The sequence below is a fragment of the Rhodanobacter geophilus genome (genome assembly GCF_040812275.1).
GTDB classification, from domain to species: Bacteria; Pseudomonadota; Gammaproteobacteria; order Xanthomonadales; family Rhodanobacteraceae; genus Rhodanobacter_A; species Rhodanobacter_A geophilus.
Window position 1 is genome coordinate 1 of record NZ_JBFOHL010000012.1, and the last position, 19,125, is coordinate 19,125.

The window sequence follows — 19,125 nt, forward strand, 5'->3', positions numbered from 1 at the left end:
GCTATGGGGTGAGGTCGATGTGCGGCCGCTCGGGCTCCTACACGTGCTTCCAACACTGCGCCTTGTCGGCGTGCCGCACATCGCTCTCCACTGCCACTTTACGGGGTTGTGCAGACACAAGCGGCTTCAACCGCGATCTGCACGATGTATGACGAGAATGGCGCGGCTGAAGCCGATCCTACGGTCGTAGTCGCTGTCGAGGCTATCGGTTGAAGTAGCCGCGGTACCAGGCCACGAAGCGCGCCACGCCGTCCTCGATGGAGGTGCTGGGCGCATAGCCCACGTCGCGCCGCAGTGCCGACACGTCGGCCCAGGTATCCGGCACGTCGCCCGGCTGCATCGGCAGCAGGTTCTTTTCCACGCTGCGGCCCAGGTGCTGCTCCAGCAGTTCGATGAAGCGCAGCAGTTGTACCGGCTGGTCGTTGCCGATGTTGTAGACGCGCCAGGGCGCGTTCGAGGTGCCGGTGTTGGGCGCTTCCGCGTTGTAGGACGGGTCGGGCTTGGCCGGGTGGTCGAGCGTGCGGGTCACGCCCTCCACGATGTCGTCGACGTAGGTGAAGTCGCGGCTGTGGTTGCCGAAGTTGAACACGTCGATGGCTTCGCCGCGGCTGATGCGGTCGGCGAACAGCATCGGCGACATGTCCGGCCGGCCCCAGGGCCCGTACACGGTGAAGAAGCGCAGGCCGGTGGTGGGCAGGCCGTAGAGGTGGCTGTAGCTGTGCGCCATCAGCTCGTTGGCCTTCTTGGTGGCGGCGTACAGGCTGACCGGGTGGTCCACCGCGTCCTCCACCGCGAACGGCAGCTTGCGGTTGGCGCCGTAGACGGAGCTGGACGAGGCGTAGACCAGGTGCTCGACCGCGCCGTGGCGACAGGCCTCCAGTATGTTGCCGAAGCCGACTAGGTTGCTCTGCACGTAGGCCTGCGGGTTCTTCAGCGAGTAGCGCACGCCGGCCTGGGCGGCCAGGTTCGCCACGCGCTGCGGCCTGAAGCCGGCGAAGGCCTCGTTCACGGACGCGGCGTCGGCGAGATCGGCACGACGATGGCTGTAGTTCGGGTGCCTGGCGAAGCGGGCGAGGCGGGCTTCCTTCAGCGCCGGATCGTAGTAGTCGTTGTGGTTGTCGATGCCCAGCACCTCGTCGCCGCGCGCGAGCAGGCGTTCGGCCAGGGCGGCGCCGATGAAGCCGGCGGTGCCGGTGACGAGGATGCGCATGGGGGGAATCCTTGAAAGGTCGGTGCATTCTATCGCCGGTCGCCAATTGACAGCCTGCGATAGGCTAGACTAGCGTTTCCGCAGCAACCTCCAGAGACAAGGTGGCCCGCGCCAGAGCGTCGGCCGAGCGTGCGACATGGCAACTACCCGCAACCACGGCTGACGACTGCCCGCCTTGTGCTCCGCAAAGGCGCTACGGCGCCTTTGTTTTTGTCCGCCATCCGGGCGGACAACGGCAAAACCGGCCATCCATGGCCGGACTTTTCAAAAAAACGACGCCCACCGCGATGACGCGGCAGGAATGAACATGATCGAGATCACGCTACCCGACGGCAGCAAGCGCCCGTTCGACCATCCCGTGTCCGTGCAGGACGTGGCCGCCTCCATCGGCGCCGGCCTGGCCAAGGCCACCCTGGCCGGCAAGGTGGACGGCAGGCTGGTGGATGCCAGCTTCCCCATCGAGCACGACGCCCGCCTCGAGATCGTCACCGAGAAGAGCCCGGAGGCGCTGGAGATCCTGCGCCACTCCACCGCGCACCTGATGGGGCAGGCGGTGCAACGGCTGTTCCCGGGCGCGCAGGTCACGATCGGCCCGGTGATCGACAACGGCTTCTACTACGACTTCGCCTACGAGCGCCCGTTCACGCCCGAGGACCTGCCGAAGATCGAGGAGGAGATGCACAGGATCGTGGCCGAGCAGCTGCCGGTGACGCGCAGCGTGAAGTCGCGCGATGAGGCGGTGGCGTTCTTCCGCGGCCTGGGCGAGGCCTACAAGGCGGAGATCATCGAGTCGATCCCGGCCGGCGAGCAGCTCTCGCTGTACTCGCAGGGCGAGTTCACCGACCTGTGCCGCGGCCCGCACGTGCCGAACACCGGCAAGCTGCGCGCGTTCAAGCTGATGAAGGTGGCCGGCGCCTACTGGCGCGGCGACAGCAACAACGCGATGCTGACGCGCATCTACGGCACGGCCTGGCTCAACGACAAGGACCTCAAGGCCTACCTGCACCAGCTCGAAGAGGCCGAGAAGCGCGACCACCGCAAGATCGGCAAGGCGCTCGACCTGTTCCACCAGCAGGAGGAAGGCCCGGGCATGGTGTTCTGGCATCCGCGCGGCTGGGCGATCTGGCAGCAGGTGGAGCAGTACATGCGCGGCGTGTACCGCAAGAGCGGCTACCAGGAAGTGCGCTGCCCGCAGGTGCTGGACGTCTCGCTGTGGAAGAAGTCCGGCCACTGGGACAACTACGCCGAGAACATGTTCTTCACCGAGTCGGAGAAGCACACCTACGCGCTGAAGCCGATGAACTGCCCCGGCCACGTGCAGATCTTCAACGCCGGCCTGCACAGCTACCGCGACCTGCCGATCCGCTACGGCGAGTTCGGCGGCTGCCACCGCAACGAACCGTCGGGCGCACTGCACGGCATCATGCGCGTGCGTGCGTTCACCCAGGACGACGGCCACATCTTCTGCACGCCGGAGCAGATCGAGCCGGAGGTGACCGCCTTCCACCGGCAGGCTATGCAGGTCTATGCCGACTTCGGCTTCGACAACATCGCGCTGAAGATCGCGCTGCGCCCGGACAAGCGCATCGGCTCGGACGAGGTGTGGGACAAGGCCGAGGACGCGCTGCGCGCCGCCTTGCGCGCGGCCGGCGTCGAATGGGAGGAACTGCCGGGCGAGGGCGCCTTCTACGGCCCCAAGATCGAGTACCACATGAAGGACTCGATCGGCCGCGCCTGGCAGGTCGGCACCATGCAGGTGGACTTCATGATGCCCGAGCGCCTTGGCGCCGAGTACGTGGACGAGCACAGCCAGCGCCGGCACCCGGTGATGCTGCACCGGGCCATCGTGGGCTCGATGGAGCGCTTCATCGGCATCCTGATCGAGCACCACGCCGGCCTGCTGCCGCCGTGGCTGGCCCCGGTGCAGGCGATGGTGTTCAGCATCACCGATGCGCAGGCCGATTACGTCCGCGAGGTGGCGCAAGCCCTTGTCGACAAAGGCTTCCGGGTCGAGGCGGATTTGCGCAATGAGAAGGTCGGCTATAAAATCCGCGAACATACGTTGCAGAAAGTCCCTTACCTGCTGGTGGTCGGTGATCGCGAGAAGGAATCAGGGGCCGTTTCCGTGCGTACACGTTCCGGCGAAGACCTGGGCAGCATGCCGCTGGCCTCCTTCGTCGAACGACTGGAAGCCGAAACCCGTCGCTAGCGCGCGGGGCGGCACTTACAAGAACTCTTCTGGAGGATAGTGGTATCGCTACCACCGACACTAAGGGCAATCGCCGTAACCTCGAAATCCGCGTTCCGCGGGTGCGTGTGATCGGCGCCGATGCGGAACAGCTCGGCATTCTCACTCGCGACGAAGCGCTGGCATTGGCCCAGGAAGCCGGCATGGATCTGGTCGAGATCCAGCCGAACGGCGATCCGCCGGTCTGCCGCATCATGGACTACGGCAAGTTCAAGTTCGAAGCCCAGAAGAAGGCCCAGGCCGCCAAGAAGAAGCAGAAGCAGGTCGAGATCAAGGAAGTGAAGTTCCGTCCGGTCACGGACGTGGGCGACTACCAGATCAAGCTGCGCAACATGCTTCGCTTCCTGGAAGAGGGCGACAAGGTCAAGGTCACCATCCGCTTCCGTGGTCGCGAGATGTCCCACCAGGACCTCGGCCAGAACCTGGCCAAGAAGATCCAGGAGGATGTGGGCGAGAATGGCGTGGTCGAGTCCTTCCCGCGCCTGGAAGGCCGCCAGATGGTCATGATGATCGGCCCCAAGAAGAAGCAGTGAGGCAAGCGGCGGCCTGCAGGTCGCCGTTTTGCATGCGGGCAGGCGGGTGTGGAAAGCAGCGCCACAGGCTGGCGCCGTCCCCGTTTTCCCCGTACAATCGCCAGTTCGACCCGCCAGGAAGGGTCGTGAACCGATGTCGGCAGGATGGAAAGCGCGGCCTTGCGGTCGCCGCCGAATCAGTCAGAAACCGGGCTGCTCTCACAGGCAGAGCGACCCCATCAAGGAGCATTTCCATGCCCAAGATCAAGACCAACCGGGCGGCGGCGAAGCGTTTTCGCAAGACCGCTACCGGCAAGTTCAAGGCCGGTCACGCCTTCAAGTCGCACATCCTGACCAAGAAGTCGACCAAGCGTAAGCGCAACCTGCGCGCCACCAACCACGTCAAGGCGTGCGACACCAAGGGTGTGGCTCGCATGTTGCCGTATCTCTGAACCGGGAGGACTAGACCATGGCTCGTGTAAAGCGTGGCGTTACCGCCCGTCGTCGTCACAAGAAGATCATCGGCCGCGCGAAGGGCTACTACAACGCCCGCCGCAAGGTTTTCCGCGTAGCGAACCAGGCCGTCATCAAGGCCGGCCAGTACGCCTATATCGGCCGCAAGCAGAAGAAGCGCCAGTTCCGCGCCCTGTGGATCGTGCGTATCAACGCTGCCGCCCGTCAGTTCGGCCTGTCCTACAGCCGCCTGATCAATGGCCTGGCCAAGGCCGGTGTCACGGTCGACCGCAAGGTGCTGGCGGACATCGCCGTGCACGACATCAAGGCGTTTGGCGCCATCGCGGAAAAGGCGAAGGCCGGCCTGGCGGCGTAAATTGTGCGCTCATCCTTGATCGCCAAGATCAGGAGGCGGCCATCCATGGCCGCACTTTCGAAAGGAAGAGCATGATATCCGCGGGGAGAAGGCCAGCGCCTTCTCCCCGCTTTGTTTTGGTAGCGCGTTTTTTGCGTTCGCCTCCTCCCCCCGTCGGGGAGAGGATTGAGGTGAGGGGCCAAGGCTTGCCCCGAACTTCATCGAAGCCCGCTTCGAACCGGCGTCGGCGCAAGAGCGCCCCTCACCCCACCCTCTCCCCGACGGGGAGAGGGGACAAGAGAGTCGCACCGATGGATGATCTCGACAGTCGAACCGCGCAGGCGCTGACCGACATCGACAAGGCCGATACGCTGGATGCGCTCGACGCGCTGCGCGTGGGCCTGCTGGGCAAGAGCGGCATCGTCACCGCCGCGCTGAAGACGCTGGGTGCGCTGGCGCCGGACGAACGCAAGGCGCGCGGTGCCGAAGTGAACCTCGTCAAGGAACGCCTCGCCGACGCGCTGGCCGCGCGCAAGGCCATGCTGGAACAGGCCGAACTGGACCGCCGCCTCGCCTCCGAGACCATCGACATCTCGCTGCCGGGCCGCGACGGCGAGCGTGGCGGCATCCACCCGATCACCCGTGCGCTGGAGCGCATCGCCGCGATCTTCGCGCGACTGGGCTACCAGCGCGCCGACGGCCCGGAGATCGAGGACGACTGGCACAATTTCGAGGCGCTGAATTTCCCGCCGCACCATCCGGCGCGCGCCATGCACGACACCTTCTATTTCGGCGACGGCCGCCTGCTGCGCACGCACACCTCGCCGGTGCAGATCCGCTCGATGAAGGGACGCCAGCCGCCTATCCGCATCATCGCGCCGGGCAAGGTCTACCGCAGCGATTCGGACCAGACCCATTCGCCGATGTTCCATCAGATCGAAGGCCTGCTGGTCGACGAAACCTCCAGCTTTGCCGATCTCAAGGGCACCTTGGCCGAGTTCATCCGCGCGTTCTTCGAGCGCGATTTCGAGATGCGTTTCCGCCCCAGCTACTTCCCCTTCACCGAACCCTCGGCCGAAGTGGACATCCGCTGGGAGACTAGGGACGGCGAATCGCGCTGGCTGGAGGTCCTCGGCTGCGGCATGGTGCATCCGAACGTGCTGGCGAACTGCGGCATCGACCCGGAGCGCTACACCGGCTTCGCCTTCGGCCTGGGCGTGGAGCGCTTCGCGATGCTGCGCTACGGCGTGACCGACCTGCGCGCGTTCTTCGAGAACGACCTGCGCTTCCTCAAGCAGTTCGCGTAAACCGGGCAGGGAACACACGCATGAAATTCTCCGAGAACTGGCTGCGCGAACTGGTCGAGATCCAGGCCGACCGCGCCCGGCTGGCCCACGCGCTGACCATGGCCGGCCTGGAAGTGGAAGAACTCACGCCGCTGGGTGAGCAGCTCGATGGCGTGGTGGTGGCCGAGATCGTGGCTGCCGAAAAGCACCCCGAAGCCGACCGCCTGCAGGTGTGCAAGGTGGACACAGGGCAGGGCGAACCGCTGCAGATCGTCTGCGGCGCGCCGAACGCGCGCGTAGGCATCCGCGTGCCGCTGGCCACGGTGGGCGCGAACCTGCCGGGCGGCATCCACATCAAGGCGGCCAGGCTGCGCGGCGTGGAGTCCTCCGGCATGCTGTGCTCGGCGAAGGAGCTGGGTATCGACGCGGATGCCTCCGGCCTGCTGGAATTGCCGGCCGATGCGCCGGTCGGCGAGCCGCTGGCGACGTACCTGGGCCTGCCCGACGCCAGCATCGAGCTGAAGCTCACGCCGAACCGCCCCGACTGCCTGGGCCTCGTCGGCCTCGCGCACGACGTGGCCGCGCTGTTCGGCAGCCGCGTGAAGGTGGGCGAGCAGGCGGCGGCCCCGGTCGCGAGCGATGCGCGCCGCGGCATCCGCCTGGAGGCCGGCAAGGATGCGCCGCGCTACCTCGGCCGCGTCGTCGAGGGTATCGACCCCGCCGCGCGCACGCCGCTGTGGCTGGCCGAGCGCCTGCGCCGCGCGGGCCTGCGCCCGATCAGCGCGGTGGTGGACGTCACCAACTATGTGATGCTCGAGCTGGGCCAGCCCATGCACGCGTTCGACAACGACCGGCTCGACGGCGACATCGTGGTGCGCCACGTGCGCGCCGGCGAGACGCTGAAGCTGCTCGACGGCAGCGAGGCGACGCTGGACGAGGGCTTCGTGCTGATCGCCGACGAGCGCAAGGCGCTGGCGGTGGCCGGCGTGATGGGCGGCCACGATTCGCGCGTCACCGACGCCACGCGCAACATCTTCCTCGAGGCCGCGCACTTCGCGCCGGCCGCGATCATGGGCCGTGCGCGCAAGCTGGGGCTGCACACCGACGCCTCGCACCGTTTCGAGCGTGGCGTCGATCCCGAGCTGCCGCGCCGTGCGCTGGAACGCGCCACCGAACTGCTGCTTTCGATCGCCGGCGGCAAGGCAGGGCCGGTGCTGGCGGCGGAGAACCTCGCCGACCTGCCGAAGCCCGCGGCGGTAACGCTGCGTCGCGCGCGCCTCAGGCGCGTGCTGGGCGTGGAGGTGGCCGATGCCGAGGTGGCGCGCATCTTCACTGCGCTGGGCATGCGGGTGGAAACGCTGGCCGACGGCTGGCGCATCACCGCGCCCAGCAGCCGCTTCGACATCGAGCGCGAGGAGGACCTGGTCGAGGAAGTCGCGCGCATCTTCGGCTACGACAACATCCCCACCGCCACGCCGGCCGGCGCGCTGGCGCTGGCGGCCGAGCCGGAAGCGCGGATCAGTGAGCTGGCGCTCCGCGAGCAGCTCGCCGCGCGCGGTTACCACGAGGCGGTGAACCTGTCCTTCGTGTCCACCGAACTGCTGGCGCAATGGGGGCTGGCCGGGCAGGGCGTGCCGCTGGCCAATCCACTGTCGGCCGATCTTGCCGTGATGCGCCCCGCGCTGCTGCCGGGCCTGGTCGAGGCGTTGCGCCACAACCGGGCGCGCCAGCAGGAGCGGGTGCGGCTGTTCGAGGTGGCCCGGGTGTTTGCGGCGGGCGACCCGCCCGTGGAGACGCCCAGCCTGGCCATCGTCGCTTGCGGTTCCGCGCGCGCCGAGCAGTGGGGCGAACCGTCCCGCGCGCTGGATTTCTTCGACATCAAGGGTGACCTGGACGCCCTGCTGGCCTGGGGTGGCGAGGCCGGGCGCTGGTCGGTGCATGCCGACGGCCTGCCGCCCTGGTTGCACCCGGGTCGTGGCGCCCGGTTCGCGCGTGACGGCGAGACGGCGGGATACCTCGGTGCCCTGCATCCGCAGCTGGCCAAGGCGCTGGACCTGGGGCCGGACGTGCACGTGCTGGAACTGGCGCTGGAGCCGCTGCTGGCCCGCCGCCTGCCCAGGGCGCAGCCGGTGCCCCGTTTCCCGTTGGTGCGTCGCGACATCGCCATCGAGGTTCCGGAAAGCGTGGCCTGGTCGCAGATTGGCGAGGTGGTTCGCGCCAGTCTTGGCGACGTGCTGAAAGAGCTGCGCCTGTTCGACCGCTACAGCGGCAAAGGGGTCGAAGCGGGCCGAAAAAGTCTCGCTATGGGCTTGATTTTGCAGGATGCTTCCCGCACCCTTGTCGACGACGACGCAGACCGTTGCGTGCGGCAGGCGATCGCCGCACTGGAGCAGACATGCCAGGCCAAGTTGCGAGGATGAGATGGCGCTGACCAAGGCGGATATGGCCGAGCGGCTTTTCCTTGACGTGGGCCTCAACAAGCGTGAAGCCAAGGAATTCGTGGACGCCTGCTTCGAGGTGGTCCGCGAAGCACTGGAAAGAGGGGAGCAGGTGAAACTGTCGGGTTTCGGCAATTTCGACCTGCGCGAGAAGAACCAGCGGCCAGGGCGCAACCCCAAGACCGGCGAGGAGATTCCGATCTCGGCGCGCCGGGTGGTGACGTTCCGGCCAGGGCAGAAACTCAAGGTGCGAGTCGAGGGCTATGCTGGACCAAGGGAATAACACCGAACTGCCGCCCATCCCGGCCAAGCGCTACTTCACCATCGGCGAAGTGGGCGAACTGTGCGGGGTGAAGCCGCACGTGCTGCGCTACTGGGAGCAGGAGTTTCCTGCGCTGAACCCGGTGAAGCGCCGCGGCAACCGTCGCTACTACCAGCGCCACGACGTGCTGATGATCCGCCAGATCCGCGCGCTGCTGTACGACGAGGGCTTCACCATCACCGGCGCGCGCGCGCGGCTGGAAGGCCCGCAGGCGCGCGTCGAGGCGAGCATGTCGCACCAGATCGTGCACCAGGTGCGGCTGGAGCTGGAAGAAGTCCTCGCCCTGCTGCGCCGCTGAGCGCATTCCTCTGCTATAGTCCGCGCTTCACGATTGCACGATCGCGAAGCACGGAAGGCGGCCACGTTGCCGCCTTTCAAGTCCAAGTCGGGGCGTAGCGCAGCCTGGTAGCGCATTTGCCTGGGGGGCAAAGGGTCGTCGGTTCGAATCCGGCCGCCCCGACCATCAAGCTGGAACATCGACGGCGCCTGCGGGCGCCGTTTGCGTTCGAGCGTTTCGCGAAGGCGCAGGAAATTGCATCGCCGGGAGGCTAGGCTGCGGCATCGGCCCGCCCACGCCTGGAGATGCCGCATGCCGTCGAACAGCTGCCACCCGAACGCGCCGCACGAAAAGCTCAAGGCACCCGACTGGTACGTTTCGGCGCTGATGACGGACCGTGCACTGGACGCGATCCTGCGCCGCGTGAAGAAGCTCGACCGCAAACACGACATTCCCTACCTCGCCGGCTACAGCCGCGACGGCAAGACCATCTACATCGACCGCCACCTGCCGAAGAGCTTCACGTTCCGCGGCCGCACGATCGAGGTGGACCGCTTCCTGATCCTGCACGAGGAAGTGGAGAAGACCCTGATCGACCAGCTCGGCCTGCATTACCTGCACGCGCACCAGATCGCCACCCGCGCCGAGGAGGCCGCGGTGAACGCGCAGCGCGTCACCTGGAAGGCCTACGACCGCTTCATGCAGAAGTACGTGAAGTCCATCGGCGACGAGCGCCTGCAGAAGGTGCCGGCCGACCTCGACCTCAAGCCCTACCGCGATTACCACGATTACGAACTGCTGCGGCAGATGGCGGCGCACATCGACGATGTGCCGGGGATGGGCGACAAGGCGAAGGCGGAATTGAAGAGCTACGCGGCGGCCTTCCGCGAGCAGCGGCGCGACGAGCAGCGCTACGCCGGGAAGGCGGAAGCGCCGGTGGGCGCGCGTCGCGGATCCACGGCGAAAAAGGCGGCGCGCAAGACCGTTCGACCGGCGAGCGCCGGCAAGGGGAAGGGCCGGCGCCGCGCCGCTGCCGCATTGCCACGGTGACCCCGGGCATCGGCGCAGGCGGGTCGCAACCGCGCGGCTTCAGGATTTGTCGACGTGCACGGAAAGCCGCGCAAACGCGCCATTGCGGGTCAGCGCGGTGATCTGGTGATCGCCCGCTTGCGGCAAGGCCAGGCGCATGTCGGCGTGGCCGAGGCTGCTCCCTTGCAGGCGGCCGTCGAGCAGCCACTGCACTTCTCCCGTGGTACCGAGTGCCTGCAGGGTCACGCCCAGCGGTCGGGTGCTGTTCGGCGCCAGCCGCAGGCGCGCACCGTCGACGAGTCCGGCGATGCGGATCGGGCCGGCGAGGTCGAGCGAATCCGGGGCGCAGCCGGGGGCGAGCGGTGGCAGGGCGGCATGCGCGGCGTCGTCGGCGCTCAGCCAAGGAGTCGCCAGCGCGGGCCAGCGCGCGATCTGCAGCGTGTGTTCGCCCTTGCCATGGCAGGTCGCGCTCAGGCGGTGCCCGGCGGCGTCGACGCGCACGCTCACCAGGCCGGCGGACCAGGCCGTGAGGTCGCGTTCGGCGAAGGTCGGCGGCAGTGCGCCGTCGAGCGTCCATGCGCTGCGCCGCTGGCGGCAGAGGGCCGGCGGCGTGCCGGATGCGGCGCCGCCCAGCGGCCAGCAGATGTCCACCTTGCGCACGCTCGCTGGCTGCGCCACGTAGGCGTGCCGGTCGGGCAGCATGTCGACGATGTCGAACATCAGCGGCAGCGACGTCACCGCGCCGTACTGCCCGGGTGAGGGCGTGCCGTCGGGGCGGCCGATCCACACGCCCACGGTCCAGCCGTCGGTGACGCCGAGGGCCCAGGCGTCGCGGTAGCCGTAGCTCGTGCCGGTTTTCCATGCGACCGCGCCGTGCCGGTTGATGGTGCCCTCCATCGGCGCGCCGTCGACGTCGGCAGGGTTGGTCGCCAGGATGTCGCGGATGATCCAGGCTGCGCCGGGCGAAAGCAGGCGGCGGATCTGTTTGGGTTGCTCCGGCTGATAACGAGGGACGCCGGCGAGGCCGCCGTTGGCGAACGCGGTATAGGCGCCCACCAGATCCTCCAGCCGCGTCGAGGCGCCGCCCAGGATGATGGACAGGTTCGGTTGCGCGCCCTGCGGCAACTCCAGATCGACGCCGCCATTCGCCAGTCGCGCCACGAAACGCTTCGGGCCCACATGGTCGAGCACATCCACCGCCGGCACGTTGAGCGAACGCTGCAAAGCCTCGGCCACGCTGACCGGGCCGCTGAACGATTCATCGAAGTCGCCCGGCTTGTAGCCGCCGAAATCCTGCGGTGCATCGACCAGCAGGCTTTGCGAGGTGATGAGCCCGTCGTCGAGCGCGAGCCCGTACAGGAAGGGCTTGAGCGTGGAGCCCGGCGAGCGCGGCGCGCGCACCATGTCGACGTGCCCCAGTCGCTGCACGCTGCCGAATTCGGCCGTGCCCACGTAGACGCGCGCCGCCAGCGAGGCATTGTCGACCACCAGGACGGCGGCGGAGGTGCGCGGCGGCAGGCGGGCGAGATAGTTGCCGACGCGATCCTCCACCGCACGCTGCAGGTTCGCATCGATGGTGGTGACGATGCGCCTGGATCGCGGCTGTTGCCGGTGCAGTCGTTCGGCCAGCAAGGCCGCTTCCAGGGGGGCGCGCAGCGAACGCGCGACCACCGGTTCCATTTCCGCGTCGCGGACCGTGGCTGCGCTCCACAGGCCTTCGTCCTGCATGCGCCTGAGCACCTTGTCGCGCGCGCGCCTCGCGGCGTCGGGGTGGCGGTCGGGACGCAGCAGGCTAGGCGATTGCGGCAGCACCGCCAGCAAGGCGGCTTCGGCATGCGACAACTGGCCGGCCGGCTTGCCGAGGTACGCCCACGATGCCGCCTCCACGCCCTGGATCGGGCCGCCGAAGGGTGCATGGTTGAGATACAGGTCGAGGATCTGCGCCTTGCCCAGGTGCGCTTCGAGCTGGAGCGCGCGAAAAATCTGCACGAACTTGCCCGCGACCGTATGCGGCATCGGCATGATGATGCGCGCCACCTGCATCGTCAGTGTCGAACCGCCGGACACGATGCGGCCCTCGCGCAACGAAAGGGCCGCGCCGCGCGCCAGCGCATACGGATTGACGCCCGGCAGCCGGTAGAACCAGCGGTCCTCGTAGGCGAGCAGGGCGGAGAGATAAAGCGGCGACACCTTGCCGGCCGTGGTCGGATAGCGCCACACGCCGTCGCTGTCGGCGAACGCGCGCAGCGGCGTGCCATCGCGCGCGAGCACCACGGTGCTGCCGGTATCGGGCGCCGGCAGCCTGAGCGGAAACAGGCGATCCAGCAGCACGGCCAGCAAAAGCAGCGCGGCAATGCCTGCCGTCGCGACGCGCAGCCACCGGCGCAGCCGTGCGAGGAAGGGCCTGGTCCGGCGGCCGGTCACGGGTGAGGCGGGAGCCATGCGGTTCATCGGCCGGAGGGGCGCGCGGGATGCCACGCGCCCCTCCGTCGACTCAGGGCTCCACGACCTTGAGCGACGCGATCGGGACCGTGCCGATGCCGCGCACGGCCGGCCGGTACATGTCCTCCACCAGCGGCGGCGGGACGGTGTACGTGCCCGGTGTCACCGCACGCACCAGGTAGAACACGTGCGCAACCTGCCCGCGTTGCAGCTTCAGGGCCGCATCGTAGCGATCGTCGCGGTATTCCTCGTGCACGATGTCGGCGGCGCCGGTGTGCTGATCCAAGTCGATTCCGTCGATCACGACGCCTTCCCACTGCCGGGCGCCGCCCAGGTTGAGGTTCTCCACTTCCAGGCCGCCGGGCAGCAGGTCGGTGACCATCGCATCGGGCATGTTCATGCGCGCCTCGATGGTCAGTTCGACGATCAGGCTGTCGCCTTCCTTGAGCGTGTCGCCGGTCCACGGCTTGCCGTCCGTGGTGAAGTAGCTGCGGCGCACGTCGACCTGGCTGGGGTCGGCCGCGGGCGCTTTCGACGGGATGCCGGCGACGTCGAACGTCGCGAACACGGTGGCCTTGCCGGCCGGCTGGACGGCAACGCCGCTGGCGAGCTCGGCGGGCGTCAGGTCGCGGGTCCACATGAACTTGTCCGCCGGCACCTGCTCGGCCTTGCCGCCGATCTCCAGCGATGCGGCGAGCGGCGCGTTGCTCCCCGCGTCGAACGCATGCGCCACGCGTGCGATGGCCACCTGCTCCTGCGTGCTGAGGTAGGACCACGACCAGTGGTAGTAGGGAATCTTCTGCTGGGTGGCGCGCACGTCGGCCGTGGCATTGCGCGCCCAGTCGATGAGCTTGGCGTCGTATGCGGGCTTGTTCATGCCGTAGGTGTGGGTGAGCGCCACCATCACGGCCAGGTCGCGCAGCTCCGAGCCGTAGTCGCCCACGTACCAGGGGCGCTCCTTGTTCCACGCGAACGCTTCGTCGATCGCCTTCTGCGCACGTTCGTTGTCGCCCATCAGTTTCAGCGCGACGCCCAGGTGCACCAGCGGCAAGGGCGCGACCAGTTTCTGGCGGTCGTTGTCGAAGATCGCGCGCAGCGTGCCCAGCGGCGCACGGTTGACGCGCGCCAGCACGAAGCCGGAATAGGCCTCGTCCGCGATGCGCATGTGGTCGTGGTGTTCGTAGCCGTAGTACGGATGGCCGCCGGCGAGCAGGTCGTCGCTGAGGCGTTGCAAGGCTTTCTGCAGCACGTCCTGCGGCACGGCGAAGCCGGCATCGCGCGCGTCGAGCATGAAGTCGACCACGTAGGGCGTCATGAAGGTCTCGATCGGGCTGCTGCCGCCCCAGAAACTGAAATGCCCGTTGCTGGCCTGGAACGAGGCGATGCGGGCGAGGGCGCTTTCCACCGCCGCCTGGCGCCGGGCATCGGCCAGGCCCGGCACGCCGAGCGCCTTGGCCGTCTTGTCGTCCATGTAGAGCGCCGCGTAGCCCTTGCTGGTGGTCTGCTCGATGCAGCCGTAGGGGTAGTCCAGCAGGTGGCGCAGGGCGCTGTTGTAGGGCAGCGGCGGCAACGTGCCGAGGGTGAGCCGGGTGCGCACCGTCGCCGGGATCAGCCCGGCCAGCGAGCCGTCGAGGCGGGCGGGCTTGCCGTCCTCGATGGCCATGGGCACGGTACGGACCTGCTCCGGCCAGGCCGGGCGCACGGCGAACTCGAAATGCCGGTCGACCCGGTAGTCGTTGAGTTGCGCATGGATGTCGAGCGTCGCCACGCCCGCGCCGCCCCTGGCGGTCACCGGCATCAGCAGCGTCGTGCTCGCGCCGTCCTTCAGCGGCACGTCGCGGGTGGCGTTGTCCACCTTGGCCAGGTCGCCCGCCTTCACGCTGATCCTGGCCACGCCGTCCTTGCCGGACAGGTTCTTCAGGTCCACGCTGATTTCCGCCTTGTCGCCCGCGGCCATCACGCGCGGCGTGCTGGGTTCGACCACCAGCGGCGCGCGCACCGTGACGTTGCCGGCGGCGTTGCCGAAGCGCCGGTCGGTGTAGGCCAGCGCGGCGAGGCGCAGGCTGCCGTTGAAGTCCGGCACCTGGACGTGCAGCGTGGCCTTGCCCTGGGCGTCGAAGGCGACCGGGCCGGCGAACAGGTCGACGATCCGCACCTTCGGGTTCAGCCGTGCCGCGTGTGGCAGGCCCTTGCCGCCCATGTCGCCGCCGTAGCGTGGCTTGCCGGTTGCGCCGTCCATCGCCTCGATCACGCGGCTGTAGAGGTCGTAGGCGTCGACGCCGAGCGCGCGCTTGGCGAACATCCAGGCCCACGCATCCGGCACCGGGTAGTTGGTGATGTTGAGCACGCCCTGGTCGACTGCCGACAGCGTGACGTAGGCGTGTTGCCCGGCGAGTCCCTGCGCCTGCACGGTGACGCCCAGCGGGTTGCCCGGGCGCATCAGTGCCGGCGCTTCCAGCTTGAGCGGAATGCGCCGGTCATTGCGGTCCATCGCGACGTGCTCGATGCCCATCGCGCGCGCCGGCGTGGTGTGCCCGGTGGCCTTGCCACCACGGAATACCAGCGCGACGACATAGACGTCGTGGCGTTCCCAGTCCTTGGTGACGGGGATCTCGAACGTGGCACCCGCGGTGGCCTGGATGTCGCGCGTGTAAAGCAGGTGGTCGGATTCCACCAGCAGCACGCCGGGGCCGTCGTGCGGCGGCGTGACGGTGACCTTCATGGTGTCGCCGGCGCGGTAGCGCGCCTTGTCCAGGGCCAGCTTCACCTTGTCCGGCCGCGCTTCCTTGCCGATGTTCTCGTCGTCCCAGCTGTAGCCGGCGAAGAACGGGTAGACCGTGGTCAGCCGGGTGGCGGGATCGTAGACCTCCAGCCGGTAGCCGCCCCATTCCACCGGGAAATCGACCTGGGCGCGCTGGCCCGCGGCGACATCGACGTCTTTCTCGTCGACCTCCTGCAGCTGCACGTTGGCGTTGGACCTCCAGTTGTCGCCGTGTTCGTACAGCCAGTAGAAATCGCGGATCTCGCGCTGCAGCCGGACCTTCAGATGCGAACCCGCCACCAGCTTGCCGTCCGCATTCGCGCGCAGGATCTCGAAGGACGCCTTGCCTTCGCTTTCCGCACCCTGGGCCGGATCGAACAGCGGACGCACGCCCACCAGCTCGGGGGCAGGCCAGTACACGCGGTTCAGGATGCGGGTGACCGCGCGGCCGCCGGTTTCATACACGCTGCCCGACAGCGTCATGGTCAGCGGCGCGACGGGTTTCACGTCGTCCGGCAGGGCGATGTCCTGTTCGAGGTGGCCTTGCGCATCGAGCCTGGTGTCCACCACGTCGTCCGCGCTCTTGGGCAGGTCGACCAGCGGATTGCCGAAGAAGGTGTCGGGCAGGTTCGCGAGCGGGTGCACCTCGGGCTTCACCAGCAGCTTGGCGGTGAAGCGGTTGCCATCGGCGGGTGCGCCGTAGAGGTAGCTGGAGTTCACCACCAGCTTGAACGGTTCGTCGGGTGCCAGCCACGCCTGCGGGCTGGCCAGGTCCACCTTCATGCGCTCGGGCAGGAACTCCTCGACATGGAAGGGAAACGCCTGCACGGCCTCCTTGCTGGCCGGGTCCAGCCGGAATTCGAGCTGCCACAGGCCGGTGGGTGCATCCTCGGGAATGACCTGGCTGAGTTCGAAGTAGTTGAGGTCGCGGGGATCCAGCCGGGTATCGACCAGGCTGCGCCCGTCCGGCTGCTTGAGCCGTACGAACAGCGCCTGCGGCTTCATCGGGTTGCCGTCGTAGTCGCGCAGCAGGGCGGACGCGTGCAGCGTCTCGCCGGGGCGGTACAGGTCGCGCCCGGACCAGGCGAACACCTCGAACGGCCGCTGGGGGCGGCCGGTGACGTCGAAGTTGGAGACGTCCAGCGCGGGGCGGTTGAACGGCAGCACCGAGACGTCCTTGCCGTGCCGGGCGATCAGCACGTCCGACGGCTCCACCTTGTACGCGACCAGCGCGTTGCCGTCGCCATCGGTGGTGGCCTTCAGCTTGGCGGCGCCGCTGGCGTCGTCGATTTCCACGTCGACGCCGCTGACCGGCGTGCCGTCCGCCAGGGACGCGACATGCAGCAGGGCGTTGTTGCGGTAGACGCGGAGATGCAGGCCCAGGTCGCTGACGAAGAAGACGGCGGTGTCGTAGCCGCCCGCGAATGTGCCGCCCTGCTTGAGCACCGCCATGTACACGCCCGGCTGGGCAAGCTGCGGGATGTCCTGCACCGGGATGTAGGTGACGGTGCGTTCGTTTTCCCCGCCGCCCAGGGTGTAGTGGTTGGCATAGACCGAGTCGCCCATGTCGGTGATCGGCCGTCGCATGCGGTCGCCGTGCTCGCAGCGGTTCCAGGTATTGATCTGGTGATCGAGCTCGTAATCGTCCCGATGCTTGTTGGTGGGGTAGGCGCAGAACAGGTCCGACAGGGCATCGTCGTGGACGCGGAAAAACTCGATGTCGGCGTCGTGCACGTTCACCGACACCAGCGGCAGGCCGCGCGAGCCGCGTGCCGGCAGCACGCTGCCCATCGAGGCGAAGCCCACGGCGGCCTGCAGGTTGCCGGAATAGACGTCGCGCTTGATCTCGCGTCCCAGCGTGCGCCCGTCGGCTGCGAGCAGGCCGGCGTGCAGGAGTACGGCGTAATGCCGGTTCGGTGACACGAACGGGAAAGTCAGGGTCTTGCCGTCATCCTGCAGGCCCCAGCTGCCGTTGACGACCTCGCCGTTGGGGCCGGTCACCGCGATCTGCTGGTCGAACGATTGTGCCGAGGCCAGCGCGGCGCTGAAATGCAGCGCGATGGCGGTGCCCGAACCGGTCGACTGCGGGCCGGCCGCGAGCAGCGCGAAGGGCTGCGCTTTTGTGGCATGGCTCGAAGTGCTTGCGGCGGGCGCCCCCTGCAGTGCCGGCCTGCCCCCTTCCTGATGGTGCCCGCATGCGGCCAGCAGGCCGAGCATGAGCAGTACACCGATCTTCCCCGTCCCGCTGCGCGCGCAGCGGCCGATCGACAGACGCGCCATGGAACCCTCCCTGAGTCTGGACAGGAGTTTCGCATGCATTTGTGGCGGCGCGGAGGCCGGGGCGTGGCGGCCCGATTCCGGGAAGGGGCGCCATGCCCCGGTCTGCGTTTGCGAGTGGCCGCCATCCGGTTCGGACGGCTAAACCGGTACACGGCTCCGCATGGCCGCATCGCCTGGCGGCAGGGGCGCGCCGGCCGGCCTCGGCGGCCAGGGCCTCAGCGCGCTCAATAGAGCACGCGGGTGCGCAGGGTCCCCTGGATGGCGGCGAGCCTGTCCTTCAGCGATGCGGCCTGCTGCTCGTCGGCGGCCACGTCGATCACCACGTAGCCCACTTCCGCGTCGGTCTGCAGGAACTGCGCGTCGATGTTGATGTTGCCCGCGGAGAACAGCTCGTTGATGCGCGACAGCACGCCCGGCACGTTCCGGTGGATGTGCAGCAGGCGGCGGCTGCGCGGATGCTCGGGCAGCGACACCTCGGGGAAGTTCACCGCCGACAGGGTGGAGCCGTTGTCGCTGTAGCGCACCAGCTTGCTCGCCACCTCGATGCCGATGTTGTCCTGCGCCTCCAGCGTGCTGCCGCCGATGTGCGGGGTGAGGATCACGTTGTCCAGGCCCACCAGCGGCGAGACGAACGGGTCGTCGTTGCCCTTGGGCTCGACCGGGAACACGTCCACCGCGGCGCCGGCGAGATGGCCTTCGCGCAGTGCCTTGGCCAGCGCCTCGATGTCGACCACGCTGCCGCGCGAGGCGTTGATCAGCACCGCGCCCTGGCGCATCGCGGCGATCTCCTTCGCGCCGAACATCAGCTTGGTGGCCGGGGTTTCCGGCACGTGCAGGGTCACCACGTCGGCGCGCTGCAGCAGGTCGTGCAAGCCGGCGGCGGCATGGGCGTTGCCCAGCGCCAGCTTGGTTTCCACGTCGTGGAAGATCACCTGCATGCCCAGGCCTTCGGCCAGCACGCCCACCTGGGTGCCGATGTGGCCGTAGCCGATCACGCCCAGTACCTTGCCGCGCGCCTCGTAGCTGCCCGCGGCGGACTTGCTCCAGCCGCCGCGATGGCACTGTGCGTTCCGCTGCGGGATGCCCCGCAGCAGCATGATCGCCTCGGCGACCACCAGCTCGGCCACGCTGCGCGTGTTGGAATAGGGGGCGTTGAACACCGGGATGCCCAGCCGCTCGGCCTCGGGCAGGTCGACCTGGTTGGTGCCGATGCAGAAGCAACCGGCCGCGATCAGCCGCTTGGCGTGGCGCAGCACCTCGGCGGTTAGCTGGGTGCGCGAGCGCAGGCCCACGAGGTGGGCGTCGGCGATGCGTTCCAGCAGCTTCGCCTCGGGCAGCGACTTCTCGTGGTATTCGATGTTGCTGTAGCCGGCGCGCTCGAACACCTCCACCGCGGTGCGACTCACGCCCTCCAGCAGCAGCACCTTGATGTCTTGCCGGGGGAACGAGGTCTTCATGGCGGCTCCAGCGTAAAATGAACCGCTACTATGCCAGAATTGCGGCGGCGCAACA

General features: G+C 68.2%; 13 protein-coding genes and 1 tRNA gene. 10 read left to right on the forward strand and 4 right to left on the reverse strand.

Annotated elements, in window-relative coordinates; genetic code table 11:
- Positions 1-202: 202 nt before the first annotated feature.
- Positions 203-1,210 carry an NAD-dependent epimerase gene (locus ABQJ56_RS13340; protein WP_367845504.1) on the reverse strand — a complete coding sequence of 336 codons (1,008 nt, stop codon included), beginning with the start codon at positions 1,208-1,210 and terminating at the stop codon, positions 203-205.
- A gap of 307 nt (positions 1,211-1,517) precedes the next feature.
- On the opposite strand from ABQJ56_RS13340, the gene thrS reads away from it, so the two are divergent.
- From thrS to ABQJ56_RS13390, 10 genes are all read left to right on the forward strand, one after another.
- Entirely contained in the window at positions 1,518-3,419 is a 1,902-nt protein-coding gene (gene thrS, locus ABQJ56_RS13345) for a threonine--tRNA ligase (protein ID WP_367845505.1), read from the forward strand.
- Between the two features lie 44 nt (positions 3,420-3,463).
- A complete protein-coding gene (gene infC / locus ABQJ56_RS13350; protein ID WP_367845618.1) occupies positions 3,464-3,991 on the forward strand; it encodes a translation initiation factor IF-3 in 528 nt (175 codons plus the stop codon).
- Positions 3,992-4,224: 233 nt separating this feature from the next.
- On the forward strand, positions 4,225-4,422 hold the full coding sequence (gene rpmI / locus ABQJ56_RS13355) for a 50S ribosomal protein L35 (RefSeq protein WP_367845506.1): 198 nt from the start codon (positions 4,225-4,227) through the stop codon (positions 4,420-4,422).
- 17 nt (positions 4,423-4,439) lie between these two features.
- Positions 4,440-4,799, forward strand: a complete 360-nt coding sequence (gene rplT / locus ABQJ56_RS13360; RefSeq protein WP_367845507.1) for a 50S ribosomal protein L20 — start codon at positions 4,440-4,442, stop codon at positions 4,797-4,799.
- A 290-nt stretch (positions 4,800-5,089) separates the two neighbouring features.
- Positions 5,090-6,085, forward strand: a complete 996-nt coding sequence (gene pheS / locus ABQJ56_RS13365) for a phenylalanine--tRNA ligase subunit alpha (protein WP_367845508.1) — start codon at positions 5,090-5,092, stop codon at positions 6,083-6,085.
- A 20-nt stretch (positions 6,086-6,105) separates the two neighbouring features.
- A complete protein-coding gene (gene pheT, locus ABQJ56_RS13370) occupies positions 6,106-8,484 on the forward strand; it encodes a phenylalanine--tRNA ligase subunit beta (protein WP_367845509.1) in 2,379 nt (792 codons plus the stop codon).
- Between the two features lies 1 nt (position 8,485).
- Positions 8,486-8,785 carry an integration host factor subunit alpha gene (gene ihfA, locus ABQJ56_RS13375; protein ID WP_077481444.1) on the forward strand — a complete coding sequence of 100 codons (300 nt, stop codon included), beginning with the start codon at positions 8,486-8,488 and terminating at the stop codon, positions 8,783-8,785.
- The gene (locus ABQJ56_RS13380; RefSeq protein WP_181301494.1) at positions 8,766-9,122 is read left to right on the forward strand and encodes a MerR family transcriptional regulator; all 357 of its coding nucleotides are present in this window, start codon (positions 8,766-8,768) and stop codon (positions 9,120-9,122) included. Before ihfA ends, ABQJ56_RS13380 begins: the two co-directional genes overlap by 20 nt.
- Before the next feature lie 88 nt (positions 9,123-9,210).
- A tRNA-Pro gene (locus tag ABQJ56_RS13385) sits at positions 9,211-9,287 on the forward strand.
- 126 nt (positions 9,288-9,413) lie between these two features.
- Positions 9,414-10,151 (forward strand): hypothetical protein, encoded by a 738-nt coding sequence (locus ABQJ56_RS13390; protein ID WP_367845510.1) that lies wholly within the window; start codon positions 9,414-9,416, stop codon positions 10,149-10,151.
- A 39-nt stretch (positions 10,152-10,190) separates the two neighbouring features.
- On the opposite strand, the gene pbpC is transcribed toward ABQJ56_RS13390, so the two are convergent.
- The 3 genes from pbpC to serA all read right to left on the reverse strand — a co-directional run bounded on the left by pbpC (position 10,191) and on the right by serA (position 19,070).
- Complete coding sequence (gene pbpC / locus ABQJ56_RS13395) at positions 10,191-12,572, reverse strand: penicillin-binding protein 1C (RefSeq protein ID WP_367845511.1); 2,382 nt, start codon at positions 12,570-12,572, stop codon at positions 10,191-10,193.
- A gap of 52 nt (positions 12,573-12,624) precedes the next feature.
- The gene (locus ABQJ56_RS13400) at positions 12,625-17,613 is read right to left on the reverse strand and encodes an alpha-2-macroglobulin family protein (protein ID WP_367845512.1); all 4,989 of its coding nucleotides are present in this window, start codon (positions 17,611-17,613) and stop codon (positions 12,625-12,627) included.
- 224 nt (positions 17,614-17,837) lie between these two features.
- Entirely contained in the window at positions 17,838-19,070 is a 1,233-nt protein-coding gene (serA, locus tag ABQJ56_RS13405) for a phosphoglycerate dehydrogenase (protein ID WP_367845513.1), read from the reverse strand.
- Between the last annotated feature and the right edge of the window lie 55 nt (positions 19,071-19,125).